12 protein-coding genes are annotated in these 13,375 nt (G+C 55.8%); 9 read left to right on the forward strand and 3 right to left on the reverse strand.

The window, feature by feature from the left end; all coding sequences use genetic code 11:
• Position 1 precedes the first annotated feature (1 nt).
• Positions 2-1,180, forward strand: a complete 1,179-nt coding sequence (gene xylR / locus FU672_RS14670) for a D-xylose utilization transcriptional activator XylR (protein WP_148243772.1) — start codon at positions 2-4, stop codon at positions 1,178-1,180.
• Positions 1,181-1,219: 39 nt separating this feature from the next.
• On the opposite strand, the gene FU672_RS14675 is transcribed toward xylR, so the two are convergent.
• Positions 1,220-2,044, reverse strand: a complete 825-nt coding sequence (locus FU672_RS14675) for a protein bax (RefSeq protein WP_148243773.1) — start codon at positions 2,042-2,044, stop codon at positions 1,220-1,222.
• 314 nt (positions 2,045-2,358) lie between these two features.
• Between FU672_RS14675 and FU672_RS14680 the strand changes: the two genes are divergently transcribed.
• Together FU672_RS14680 and avtA are read left to right on the forward strand one after the other, a co-directional pair.
• Entirely contained in the window at positions 2,359-4,389 is a 2,031-nt protein-coding gene (locus FU672_RS14680; protein ID WP_148243774.1) for an alpha-amylase, read from the forward strand.
• A 196-nt stretch (positions 4,390-4,585) separates the two neighbouring features.
• On the forward strand, positions 4,586-5,842 hold the full coding sequence (avtA, locus tag FU672_RS14685) for a valine--pyruvate transaminase (protein ID WP_032643757.1): 1,257 nt from the start codon (positions 4,586-4,588) through the stop codon (positions 5,840-5,842).
• A 4-nt stretch (positions 5,843-5,846) separates the two neighbouring features.
• Here avtA and FU672_RS14690 read toward each other — a convergent pair whose 3' ends face one another.
• Positions 5,847-6,302, reverse strand: a complete 456-nt coding sequence (locus FU672_RS14690; RefSeq protein WP_148243775.1) for a 4Fe-4S dicluster domain-containing protein — start codon at positions 6,300-6,302, stop codon at positions 5,847-5,849.
• A 3-nt stretch (positions 6,303-6,305) separates the two neighbouring features.
• The gene (gene yiaJ / locus FU672_RS14695; RefSeq protein WP_148243776.1) at positions 6,306-7,124 is read right to left on the reverse strand and encodes an IclR family transcriptional regulator YiaJ; all 819 of its coding nucleotides are present in this window, start codon (positions 7,122-7,124) and stop codon (positions 6,306-6,308) included.
• 225 nt (positions 7,125-7,349) lie between these two features.
• On the opposite strand from yiaJ, the gene yiaK reads away from it, so the two are divergent.
• The 6 genes from yiaK (at position 7,350) to ulaD (ending at position 13,375) form a co-directional block, all read left to right on the forward strand.
• Entirely contained in the window at positions 7,350-8,348 is a 999-nt protein-coding gene (gene yiaK / locus FU672_RS14700; RefSeq protein ID WP_148243777.1) for a 3-dehydro-L-gulonate 2-dehydrogenase, read from the forward strand.
• Positions 8,349-8,358: 10 nt separating this feature from the next.
• Positions 8,359-8,826: a YhcH/YjgK/YiaL family protein gene (locus FU672_RS14705; protein WP_148243778.1), complete on the forward strand. Its 468-nt coding sequence runs from the start codon at positions 8,359-8,361 to the stop codon at positions 8,824-8,826.
• A gap of 26 nt (positions 8,827-8,852) precedes the next feature.
• On the forward strand, positions 8,853-9,779 hold the full coding sequence (locus FU672_RS14710) for a DUF4862 family protein (protein ID WP_148243779.1): 927 nt from the start codon (positions 8,853-8,855) through the stop codon (positions 9,777-9,779).
• A 44-nt stretch (positions 9,780-9,823) separates the two neighbouring features.
• Positions 9,824-11,143, forward strand: a complete 1,320-nt coding sequence (locus FU672_RS14715) for an MFS transporter (RefSeq protein WP_148243780.1) — start codon at positions 9,824-9,826, stop codon at positions 11,141-11,143.
• A 76-nt stretch (positions 11,144-11,219) separates the two neighbouring features.
• Positions 11,220-12,725 (forward strand): FGGY-family carbohydrate kinase, encoded by a 1,506-nt coding sequence (locus FU672_RS14720; RefSeq protein ID WP_148243781.1) that lies wholly within the window; start codon positions 11,220-11,222, stop codon positions 12,723-12,725.
• Positions 12,722-13,375 carry a 3-keto-L-gulonate-6-phosphate decarboxylase UlaD gene (gene ulaD / locus FU672_RS14725; RefSeq protein ID WP_148243782.1) on the forward strand — a complete coding sequence of 218 codons (654 nt, stop codon included), beginning with the start codon at positions 12,722-12,724 and terminating at the stop codon, positions 13,373-13,375. The genes FU672_RS14720 and ulaD overlap by 4 nt, the downstream gene beginning before the upstream one ends.

Below are 13,375 nucleotides of genomic sequence, written 5' to 3' on the forward strand. Positions count from 1 at the left end.
CATGTTTGAAAAGCGTCACCGCATTACGTTGTTATTCAATGCCAATAAAGCCTACGACCGTCAGGTGGTGGAAGGTGTTGGTGAATATTTGCAGGCGTCGCAATCTGAATGGGATATTTTTATTGAAGAAGATTTTCGCACCCGTCTGGAGAACATCAAAGAGTGGCTGGGCGATGGCGTCATCGCCGACTATGACGATCCCGTCATCGAACAGCTGCTGACCGACGTCGACGTCCCGATTGTGGGCGTCGGCGGCTCCTACCATTCGCCCGAACACTATCCGCCGGTCCACTATATTGCCACCGATAACCATGCCCTGGTCGAGGCCGCCTTTCTCCATTTGAAAGAGAAAGGCGTCCATCGCTTCGCGTTTTATGGGTTACCGACCACCAGCGGCAAACGCTGGGCCGTTGAGCGCGAACACGCGTTTTGCCAGTTGGTCGCACAGGAGAAGTATCGCGGCGTGGTGTACCAGGGGCTGGAGACCGCGCCGGAAAACTGGCAGCACGCGCAAAACCGCCTGGCAGACTGGCTGCAAACGCTGCCGCCGCAAACCGGTATTATTGCCGTGACGGACGCTCGCGCGCGGCATGTGCTGCAGGTCTGCGAACACTTACACATTCCGGTGCCCGAAAAGCTGTGCGTGATTGGCATTGATAATGAAGAACTGACCCGCTATCTGTCTCGCGTAGCGCTCTCCTCCGTTGCACAAGGCACGCGTCAGATGGGTTATCAGGCGGCGAAGCTGCTGCATCGTCTGCTGGATAAAGAATCTCTGCCGCTTCAGCGCCTGCTGGTTCCTCCTGTCCGCGTCGTAGAACGTCGCTCAACCGATTATCGCTCCTTAAGCGACCCGGCCGTTATTCAGGCTATGCACTATATTCGCAACCACGCCTGCAAAGGGATTAAGGTCGATCAGGTGCTGGATTCGGTGGGCATTTCACGTTCGAATCTGGAGAAGCGTTTTAAAGAAGAGGTGGGCGAAACCATTCATGCCGTTATCCATGCTGAAAAGCTGGAGAAAGCACGCAGCCTGCTCATTTCCACGTCGCTGTCGATCAACGAAATCTCGCAGATGTGCGGTTACCCGTCTCTGCAATATTTCTACTCGGTGTTCCGCAAAGAGTATGACACCACGCCGAAGGAGTATCGGGATCGCCACAGCGAGGTGCTGATATAGAAAAGAAAACGCCTTCCACTGGAAGGCGTTTTTTTGAGATTACATATGGGCGGCGATTAAGCGCTGGTTATCCTGGTACATGGCGAACAGATAGTTGTTATAGCTCTGTCCCTTTGTCGAATAACCTTTCAGCTTGTGGATCATCGTACTGGCCGTGACTTCCTGGTCCGCTTTACGCAGCTGAGCGCGTGATTTACGGAACGATGAGTAGGCCGGGTGCGTGTTCAGATTCACCGCGTAGGCGCTGACGGAATCTTTCACTGATTCAAACTGCGAATAGCCTTTCACCTTGCCAGGGGCATTATTACAACGACCTTTCACACATTTCATGCCAAAAAGGTTGTTGTTGCTACGCGCAAGCTTAGAAGTCCCCCAGCCGCTTTCGGCAGCAGCCATGGTCGCAACCATGCTGCCCGGGATGATATCCACTCGCTCAAGGAGAGCATTCCACGGCACACGACGTGTGTTACCGTTCCAGCTCAGCTTATAGCGCTTCGTGATATCTTTCAGACGCTCGCGCTCTGACGGCGACCAGCGGCTATCGTACTGTTTGGAAATCAGCCAGTTACGATCCGCAGTAATCGCGGCATTTTGACTCGTGATGTAAGGCATTACCGTCCGGAGAAACGCTTTTTTCCTTGGTGTTCCGGAAGGGTATTTTCGCAAATCAGGAAGTGAACTACTCTTTGCACTATTGCGAGAATACTCTTGTTTACTGCTAACCTTACTACTTGTCGTCTTTATTACGTGGGCTTTCTTACTCGTTGTATCCGTGTGCGTCTTCGCAAGCACCTCACCCGAAAATGCCGTGGTGAGTAACATGAGTATCGCAGCCCCATATCGTCGAATGGGAGTCGATATCATTAGGTCTCCTGGTCGGATGTAATCATCCCAACACCTTATTTTTTTCACAAATTTGAGAGCGGAATCTCAAATCATATCAAAAATAGACTTCAAGAGCACGTATAGAAATAGTCCAATTCCGAAACTATGTCACCTGAAACTTGCTCATAAAAAAATCATTCCGCAAAAATTGTGTGCGCTATCGCAGATAACTGCCTAATTTTGCGCGAGATCACTCATCCTCACGCATCCTCCTGGCAGAAAACGACAGGGGATGAGTTTTTGCCCCCCACCTGATGGCACACTGGTCAAAAATGCCGCGACAGGAAAAAGGAATGAAACGCACCGCATTAGCCTTTCTGATGTTACCCGCACTGGCCCATGCCGACTGGTCATCGCCGGGGTTTAGCGCATTTAGCGCCGAAGGCACCGGGGTCTTCACCAGCCAGGCAAAGCTTGCGAAGGGTACGCGTCCTCTGACGCTGAGTTTTGACAAGACGTGCTGGCAGCCTACGGATGCGATAAAACTCAATGAGATGCTGTCGCTCAAACCCTGTGACGGCACGCCGCCGCAGTGGCGCCTTTTCCGCGACGGTGACTACCAGATGCGGATTGATACCCGCTCCGGCACGCCCACCCTGCTGCTGACGATTCAGAGTGCCGCAGAACAGCCGGTTGCAAACGTCATCCGCCAGTGCCCGAAGTGGGATGGTAAACCGCTGACGCTGGAAGTCAGCACTGCCTTCCCGGAAGGCTCCGTGGTGCGCGACTACTACAGTAAACAGACGGCGACGGTGCAGAATGGAAAAATCACCCTGCAGCCAGCCGCCAACAGTAACGGCCTGCTGCTGCTTGAGCGCGCCGAAACCAACAAACCTGCGCCGTTTAACTGGCAAAACGCCACCGTCTATTTTGTGCTGACCGACCGTTATGTGAATGGTGATCCGGCCAACGACAACAGCTACGGTCGCCACAAAGACGGTATGCAGGAAATAGGGACATTCCACGGCGGGGATCTCAAAGGACTCGCCAGCAAGCTCGATTATTTACAGCAGCTGGGGGTGAACGCGCTCTGGATAAGCTCCCCGCTTGAGCAGATCCATGGCTGGGTAGGCGGTGGTACCAAAGGGGATTTCCCGCATTACGCCTATCACGGCTACTACACCCAGGACTGGACAAAGCTCGACGCCAATATGGGAACTGAGGATGACCTGCGCCAGCTTGTCGACGAAGCGCACAAGCGCGGGATCCGCGTTCTGTTCGATATCGTCATGAACCACGTTGGTTATGCCACGCTGGCAGACATGCAGGAGTATCACTTTGGCGCCCTGTACCTGCAGGGTGATGAGCTGAAAAAGACGCTGGGAGAACGCTGGACAGACTGGAAGCCGGGCGCGGGCCAAAGCTGGCACAGCTTTAACGACTACATCAACTTTAGCGACAAAGCCGCATGGGAAAAATGGTGGGGCAAGAAATGGATCCGCACCGATATCGGCGATTACGACAACCCCGGCTTCGATGATTTGACCATGTCGCTGGCATTTCTGCCGGATCTGAAAACGGAATCCACGACGCCTTCCGGCTTGCCAAACTTTTACCAACACAAGCCCGACACCCACGCGAAGGCCATCACGGGATATACCCCGCGCGATTATCTGACCCACTGGCTCAGCCAGTGGGTCCGTGACTACGGCATCGACGGTTTCCGGGTGGATACGGCTAAACACGTTGAGCTTGCGGCCTGGCAACAGTTGAAAGATCAGGCAAGCCAGGCGCTGGCCGCCTGGAAAGGGGCGAACCCGGACAAAAAGCTCGACAACGCACCGTTCTGGATGACCGGGGAATCCTGGGGCCACGGGGTGATGCAAAGCGATTATTACCGTCACGGTTTTGATGCGATGATCAACTTTGATTATCAGGAGCAGGCGGCAAAAGCAGTGGATTGCCTGGCCGACATGGATCTCACCTGGCAGCAGATGGCGGAGAAGCTGCAAAGCTTCAACGTGCTGAGCTACCTTTCGTCGCACGATACCCGTCTGTTCCGCGAAGGGGGCCAGCGTGCGGCGGAGTTGCTTCTGCTGGCTCCGGGTAGCGTACAAATCTATTACGGGGATGAATCCGAGCGTCCGTTCGGGCCGACAGGCTCCGACCCGCTGCAGGGCACCCGTTCGGATATGAACTGGCAGGACGTCACGGGCAAGCAGGCCCTAACCGTCGCCCACTGGCAAACGCTGGGCCAGTTCCGCGCCCGTCATCCCGCGATCGGTGAAGGCAAGCAAACCACGCTGTCGCTGAAAGAGGGGTACGGCTTCGTGCGCGAGCACAAGGACGATAAGGTAATGGTGGTATGGGCAGGTAATCAATAATCATCCCCCTCACCCTAACCCTCTCCCCGCAGGGGAGAGGGCCGGGGTGAGGGGGGAACCCACAAGAACTATTCACTACACAAATCCAACTCCGCCATACAAAACAACAAATCCGACCACATCACCCGATTTGCACCAGCACGGTGCTAGCGTTATGGTTACCCACTTTCAAAATAAGCTCGACAGATCACCTGCTATGACGTTTTCACTTTTCGGCGACAAATTTACCCGCCATTCAGGCATTACTCGCCTGATGGAGGACCTCAACGACGGGCTGCGCACACCGGGCGCCATCATGCTCGGCGGCGGAAACCCGGCTCAAATCCCGGAGATGACGACCTATTTCCAGACACTGCTCGCTCAGATGCTGGAAAGCGGCAAAGCAACCGATGCGCTTTGCAATTACGACGGCCCGCAGGGTAAAACCGAGCTGCTGGCACTCCTCGCCGAAATGCTGCGTGACGAGCTGGGTTGGGATATCGAACCACAGAATATTGCACTGACAAACGGCAGCCAGAGCGCATTTTTCTACTTGTTTAACCTGTTCGCAGGTCGTCGCGCCGACGGCACCACCAAAAAAGTGCTGTTCCCGCTGGCACCGGAGTATATCGGCTACGCCGATTCCGGCCTGGAAGAGGATCTGTTCGTCTCCGCGCGCCCGAATATTGAGCTGCTGCCGGAAGGCCAGTTCAAATATCACGTCGATTTTGAACACCTGCATATTGGTGAAGAGACGGGCATGATCTGCGTATCGCGTCCGACTAACCCAACGGGCAACGTGATCACCGACGACGAACTGATGAAGCTGGATGCGCTGGCGAATCAGCACGGTATTCCGCTGGTGATCGATAACGCCTACGGCGTGCCGTTCCCGGGCATTATCTTCAGCGAAGCACGTCCGCTGTGGAACCCGAACATCGTCCTGTGCATGAGCCTCTCTAAGCTCGGTCTGCCGGGCAGCCGCTGCGGCATCATCATCGCTAACGAGAAAATCATCACCGCCATTACCAATATGAACGGCATTATCAGCCTTTCACCGGGCGGCATTGGCCCGGCAATGATGTGCGAAATGATTAAGCGCAACGACCTGCTGCGTTTGTCGAATGACGTGATCAAACCGTTCTATTATCAGCGCGTTCAGGAGACAATTGCGACAATTCGCCGCTACTTGCCGGAAGAACGCTGCCTGATCCACAAGCCTGAAGGGGCGATTTTCCTGTGGTTGTGGTTTAAGGATTTGCCTATCACCACCGAGCTGCTCTACCAGCGCCTGAAAAAGCGCGGTGTGCTGATGGTACCGGGCGATTATTTCTTCCCGGGACTGGATAAGCCGTGGCCGCATACGCACCAGTGCATGCGCATGAACTATGTGCCCGACCCGGAAAAAATCGAAGCGGGGGTTAAGATTCTCGCCGAAGAAATCGAAAAAGCCTGGCGCGAAGACGGTCAATAAGTTCTTACGCCAGATTATGCAGCCGCTCGGCACGTAATCTGGTGGGATCGACATAACTTAACGCGTGGGTCGGGCAAGCCTGAACGCAGGCCGGTCCGCCTTCGCGATGCACACATAAATCGCATTTCAGCGCCTGCGCCCTATTTCCCACCAGTCGAACCTGCATCGCCCCAAACGGACACGCCACCATACAGCTTTTGCACCCAATGCAGCGCGTCTGCTCAACGAGCCAGGCTCCCGCCGTACGGCTGATGGCATGGGTTGGACAGACGTTAGCACAGGGCGCATCCTCGCACTGATGGCAACCCACTGCCGTAGTGTAGGCGCCTCCCTTCACCACCCGAAGGCGGGGCGTAAAGGCATTAGCGGAGACAGCGCCCTGGTGCGACATCGCGCAGGCCACTTCGCAGGTGCGGCACCCAATGCATTTTTCCGAATCCGCCATGATAAATCGGTTCATCTGTTACGCCTCGCGCACGTTAAAACCCAGCTCTTTTGAGATAGCCTCTGCCGTTTCGCGCAGCGGCTTGAGCAAGTTCTTCTCACCTACCTGCTTCATGCGCGACGTCGATAGCGAGATAGAGATCGCATACGGGACGCGGCCGTGGATATCAAATACCGGCACGGCAATGCAGGAAACGCCCAGCTCGTTCTCTTCTTTGTCCATCGCCATGCTGCGATCGCGGATTTCCGCCAGCTCATCATACATGGCACTCAGCTCAGTGATGGTGTTGCGGGTCAAAGGTTGGATCTGTTCCTGATGGCTTTCCCAGTAGCTCGCCACGTAATCCTGATGACCAAACGCCATGTAGATTTTGCCCATTGCGGAGCAGTAGAGCGGCATATGCTGACCGATATAGGCGCGCGTGCGCAGCATACCGGTTGTCGGCTCAAGCTTGTAAATCAGGATCGCGTGGTCGTCTTCCCGGCTGGAGAAGTTCACCGTCTCGCCGGTCGCAATGTTCAGCGCTTCGAGGTGCGGAGCGGCCACGTGAATGATATTCAGCGACGACAGCGCCTTTTGACCAACGGCGATAAATTTGGTGGTCAGGCGATAGCTGCCCGCCGCGGGTGCCGGCGTGACGTACCCGCACGACTGTAGCCCCTGCAGCAAGCGATGCACGGTGCTCTTATTCAGCCCCGCCAGTTCCGATAAATACGCAAGCGGACACCCGTTCGGATAGTTGCTGAGGATCTCAATCAGCATCAGGCCGCGAAACAAGCTCTGGCTGCCTGCTGGCCTCTCTTTTTCTTGCGTCATTTCGCTCTCTTTCATGCTCATTAAATGGCTCCTTTTTATCGCGCCCTGATGGTAGCGCAAAGTGTGGTTCAGTTCACGATCTCAACAGAAAAAACACAACCATTTGATTTTAATCGATTTTGAAAAACATGAATGTCGTTGATCTGACAAAATTTGATCGCTATATTTGAAATCAGATTTCGCATAGTGAAATTTGGCGATAAAAAAGCATTCGCACTTGCCCCTTAAAAGAACAGGAGAACAGGGATGAAAGTGACCTTTGAAGAGTTGAAAGCGGCGTTCAATCGGGTTCTGCTCGATCGCGGCGTGAAAGCGGAAACCGCAGACGCCTGCGCCGACATGTTCGCCCGCACCACGGAGTCCGGCGTCTATTCACATGGTGTGAACCGCTTCCCGCGCTTTATTCAGCAGCTTGATGCAGGCGATATCATTCCCGACGCTCAGCCAAAACGGGTGATGACTTTAGGCGCCATCGAACAGTGGGACGCCCAGCGCGCTATCGGCAACCTGACGGCGAAAAAGATGATGGATCGCGCCACCGAGCTGGCATCCGACCACGGTATTGGTCTGGTGGCACTGCGTAACGCGAACCACTGGATGCGCGGCGGCAGCTACGGCTGGCAGGCAGCGGAGAAAGGCTATATCGGCATTTGCTGGACCAACTCCATTGCCGTCATGCCCGCGTGGGGATCAAAAGAATGCTGCATCGGCACCAACCCGCTGATCGTTGCGATCCCCTCCAGCCCGATCACCATGGTCGACATGTCGATGTCGATGTTCTCCTACGGCATGCTGGAAGTGAACCGTCTGGCCGGTCGCGAATTGCCGGTAGACGGCGGTTTTGACGATGAAGGCAATCTGACCAGAGAGCCGGGCGTGATTGAGAAAAACCGCCGTATTCTGCCGATGGGCTACTGGAAAGGTTCCGGCTTATCCATCGTGCTCGATATGATCGCCACCCTGCTCTCCAACGGTTCCTCCGTCGCGGAAGTGACCCAGGACAACAGCGACGAGTATGGCGTGTCGCAGATCTTTATCGCCATCGAGGTTGATCGCCTGATCGACGGCCCAACCCGAGATGCCAAACTTCAGCGCATCATGGACTTCGTTACCACCGCCGAACGCGCTGATGAAAATATCGCCGTCCGTCTGCCGGGGCATGAATTCACCCGTTTACTGGAAGAGAACCGCCGTAACGGCATCACGGTTGACGACAGCGTGTGGGCGAAAATCCAGTCTCTGTAAGGAGTGGACCATGATATTCGGACATATTTCCCAGCCCAATCCGTGTCGTCTGCCGCGGGCGATTGAAAAAGCACTGAATTTTTTGCGCACCACGGATTTCACCACCCTGCCGCCAGGCGTGGTGGAAATTGAAGGCCGCACTATTTTTGCCCAGGTTCTCGACCTTACAACAAAGGAACGGCACGAGAATCGCCCGGAAGTGCACCGCCGCTATCTGGATATTCAGTTTCTGGCATGGGGTGAAGAGAAAATCGGTATCGCTATTGATACCGGTAATAACGAAATAAGCGAATCATTACTGGAACAGCGAGATATTATTTTTTATCGCGACAGTGAAAATGAATCGTTTATCGAAATGATACCCGGCAGCTATGCCATATTTTTTCCGCAGGATGTGCATCGTCCTGCCTGTATTAAAAACAAGGGATCCACAATTCGTAAAATTGTGGTGAAAGTGGCAATCAGCGAATTAGATTAATTTTCTAATAAATACAGGAACGCGAAATGACCAACACCGGTTTTATTATTGGTGCGTACCCCTGTGCACCTTCGTTTCACCAGAAAGGGGAACAAGAAGAACAAACCTTCTGGCGGGAACTTTCCGACACGCCGCATATCCGCGGGCTGGAACAGCCTTGCCTTGAAAATCTGCATCCTCTTGGCGACGAATGGCTGTTCCGCCATACGCCGGGTGAATGGCAAATTGTGGTCACGGCAGTGATGGAAACCATGCGCCGCCGCGGCATCAACGGCGCGTTTGGCCTGGCGTCAGCCGACGAAGCGCAGCGTAAAGCCTGCGTCGATTTCTACCGTCATCTGCACCAGAAAGTTAACGCCGTGAACGCCCGTTATCCGGGCAAAGTGATTGCCCTGGAAATGCAGGCAGCCCCGCAGGCGGGGAATGTTTCCGTCGAACAGGCCACCGAGGCGTTTTCCCGTTCGATCCGGGAAATCGCGGGCTGGGACTGGGATTGCGATCTGGTACTGGAACACTGCGATGCTATGAACGGCCCGGCACCGCGCAAGGGTTTCCTGCCCTTAGAGCAGGTGCTGGAGGTGGTGAAAGAGACGGATATCAGCGTTTGCATCAACTGGGCGCGTTCGGCCATCGAAGGTCGTAGCATGACCCTTCCGCTTGACCATGTTCAGGCTGCGCTCAAAGCCGGGAAACTGGGGGCGCTGATGTTTTCGGGCACAACCACACGCGGGGAGTACGGTGAATGGCAGGATCAGCACGCGCCGTTTTCTTCATTCTGCGCCGACAGTTTGATGTCAACTGAACACGCAAAATCACTCTTTACTGCGGCGAGCGCCGCAACGTTGAAATTCTCCGGTATTAAATTACTGGAAATAAATGCTAATGCTGACGTCAGCCATCGCATCGCCATTTTGCGCGACGGTATTAGCGAAATGAATAAAGCGACGCAATAACAATAATAAAAGTTTATTCCGGTTACATTACTGAGAGATTAACTATGAATATTTCTACTCATGCTCTACATGCGGACATTCCGCGCCAGCGCTGGCTAAGAATCATTCCTCCCATTCTTATCGCCTGCATTATTTCATATATGGACCGCGTGAATATCGCGTTTGCGATGCCGGGTGGTATGGATGAAGAATTAGGTATTACCGCGACGATGGCAGGCCTGGCGGGCGGGATCTTCTTTATCGGCTATCTGTTCCTGCAGGTTCCCGGCGGCAAGATTGCCGTGCACGGCAGCGGCAAGAAGTTCATCGGCTGGTCGCTGGTTGCCTGGGCGGTGATCTCGGTGCTCACGGGTCTCGTGACGAATCAGTATCAGCTTCTGGTGCTGCGCTTCTTACTCGGTGTGGCGGAAGGTGGGATGCTGCCCGTTGTGCTCACCATGATCAGCAACTGGTTCCCGGATGCCGAGCGCGGTCGCGCCAACGCGATTGTGATCATGTTCGTGCCCATCGCCGGGATCATCACCGCCCCGCTGTCGGGCTGGATTATTACCGCACTCGACTGGCGCTGGCTGTTCATCATTGAAGGTTTGATGTCCGTCGTTGTGCTGGTGCTGTGGGCATTCACCGTTTACGACCGACCGCAGGAAGCGCGCTGGATTTCAGACGCTGAGAAAAACTATCTGGTGCAAACGCTGGCGGCTGAACAGCAGGCCATCGCCGGCAAAGAGGTGAAAAATGCCTCGCTCAGCGCAGTGCTGTCTGACAAAACCATGTGGCAGCTGATCGCCCTGAACTTCTTCTACCAGACCGGGATTTACGGTTACACCCTCTGGCTGCCCACCATTCTGAAGGAGCTGACGCACACCAGCATTGGTCAGGTGGGGATGCTCGCTATTCTGCCTTACATCGGCGCCATTGCGGGGATGTTCCTGTTCTCTACGCTTTCTGACCGCACCGGCAAGCGCAAGCTGTTTGTCTCCCTTCCGTTGATTGGTTTTGCGCTCTGCATGTTCCTCTCCGTGGCGCTGAAAGCAAACACCTGGCTGGCCTATGCCGCCCTGGTGGGCTGCGGGTTCTTCCTGCAATCCGCCGCGGGCGTGTTCTGGACCATTCCGGCGCGACTGTTCAGCGCCGAAATGGCAGGCGGTGCGCGCGGCGTGATCAACGCTCTGGGCAACCTCGGCGGCTTCTGTGGCCCGTATGCGGTTGGCGTGCTGATCACCCTGTACAACAAAGATGCAGGCGTTTACTGCCTGGCCGTTTCTCTGGCGCTGGCGTCGCTGCTGGCCCTGCTGTTACCGGCGAAATGCGATGCCGGCGGAGAGCCTAATCCCAAGGTGACGCCACACAAGCGTGCGGCCTGATGCCCTCACCTGACCCACTAAACCGAACCGTAGGCCGGGTAAGCGAAGCGCCACCCGGCAATTAAGTGAGATGAAGATGAGTGAAAAAGAACCCTTCTGGCTGGGTATCGATTGTGGCGGTACTTATCTGAAAGCCGGTTTATACAACAGCCAGGGTAAGGAAGTGTGTATCGAACGTCGCTCCGTTGCCACGCTCAGCCCGCGTGCTGGCTACGCCGAACGGGATATGCCCCCACTGTGGCAGCACTGCCACACTACCGTCGCCACGCTGCTCAAACATTCAGGCGTAAACGGTAAACAGATCAAAGGCGTCGGCATTTCTGCACAGGGCAAAGGACTGTTTCTGCTCGATAAACAGGACCAACCGCTGGGCAACGCCATACTCTCCTCTGACCGCCGGGCGCTGGAAATAGTGCAGCGCTGGCAGCAGGACGGTATTCCCGAAAAACTTTATCCGCATACGCGCCAGACGCTGTGGACCGGGCACCCGGCCTCGCTTCTGCGCTGGGTCAAAGAGAACGAACCGCAGCGGTACCAACAGATTGGCTGCGTAATGATGGCGCACGACTATCTGCGCTGGTGTCTGACCGGCGTGAAAGGCTGCGAGGAGAGCAATATCTCCGAGTCCAATCTCTACAACATGAATACCGGGAAATACGACCCACAACTTACGCGCTGGCTCGGTATCAGCGAAATTGACGGCGCCCTGCCGCCGATTGTCGGTTCAGCAGAAATTTGCGGGGAAATCACCACTCAGGCAGCCGCACTTACCGGTCTCGCGGCGGGCACGCCCGTCGTGGGTGGACTGTTTGATGTGGTTTCCACCGCAGTCTGCGCCGGGCTGCAAGACCAACACACGCTAAATGCCGTGATGGGCACCTGGGCCGTCACCAGCGGGATCGCCAATGCGCTTCGCGACAACGAACCCTTTCCGTACGTCTATGGCCGCTACGTGCATCCGCAGCAGTACATCGTTCACGAAGCCAGCCCCACCTCGTCCGGCAACCTTGAATGGCTTACCGCACAGTGGGGCGACATCTCATTCGATGAGATCAACCAGGCCGTCGCCAGCCTGCCGAAAGCCGAAAGCGATCTGTTCTTCCTGCCGTTCCTCTACGGCAGCAACGCCGGGCTGGAGATGACCAGTGGTTTCTACGGCATGCAGGCGCTACACACCCGCGCGCACCTGCTGCAGGCCGTTTACGAGGGCGTGGTGTTCAGCCACATGACCCACCTCAACCGCATGCTTGAGCGCTTTACCCTGGTGCAGGCACTACGCGTCACGGGTGGCCCGACCCATTCCGACGTGTGGATGCAAATGCTCGCCGACGTCAGCGGGCTGGCGATTGAGCTGCCACAGGTGGAAGAGACGGGGTGTTCCGGTGCGGCGCTCGCGGCGCTGGTCGGCACCGGTGTGTACCCCAATTTCCATGCGGCGCAATGCGCCCTCCGACACGACATTCGTGTCATTGAACCTGACATGCGCGCCCATGAGGCCTATCAGCGCAAGTATCAGCGCTACCAGCTACTGATTTCAGCACTACAGGGCTATCACGCCCGCGTTAAGGAGTACGACCTATGAGCCGACCATTACTGCAGCTGGCGCTCGACCACACCTCTCTTCAGGCCGCGCAGCGCGACGTCGTGACGCTTGCAGATCACGTCGATATCGTCGAAGCGGGCACCATTTTGTGCCTGACCGAAGGGCTGAATGCCGTGCGCGCCCTGCGTCAGCAATGCCCGGATAAAATCATCGTTGCGGACTGGAAAGTCGCCGATGCTGGAGAAACGCTGGCAGAACAGGCGTTTGGCGCGGGCGCGAACTGGATGACCATCATCTGCGCCGCTCCGCTGGCGACCGTTGAACGAGGCCATGAGGTGGCACTGCGCTGCGGGGGAGAAATTCAGATGGAACTCTTTGGTAACTGGACGCTGGACGACGCTCGCGCATGGCATCGCGTCGGCGTGAAGCAGGCAATCTACCACCGCGGGCGCGACGCACAGGCGAGCGGTCAGCAATGGGGCGAAACGGATCTCGCGAAAATGAAAGCGCTCTCCGACATCGGTTTACAGCTTTCGGTTACCGGTGGTATCACCCCCGCCGATCTGCCGCTGTTTAAGCAGATCAACGTTAAAGCCTTTATTGCCGGGCGCGCGCTGGCAGGCGCCGCTAATCCGTCGCAGGTGGCACAGGCATTCCATTCGCAAATTCGCGACATCTGGGGAGCGTAA

The sequence above is a fragment of the Enterobacter asburiae genome (genome assembly GCF_008080435.1).
Classification (GTDB): domain Bacteria; phylum Pseudomonadota; class Gammaproteobacteria; order Enterobacterales; family Enterobacteriaceae; genus Enterobacter; species Enterobacter asburiae_C.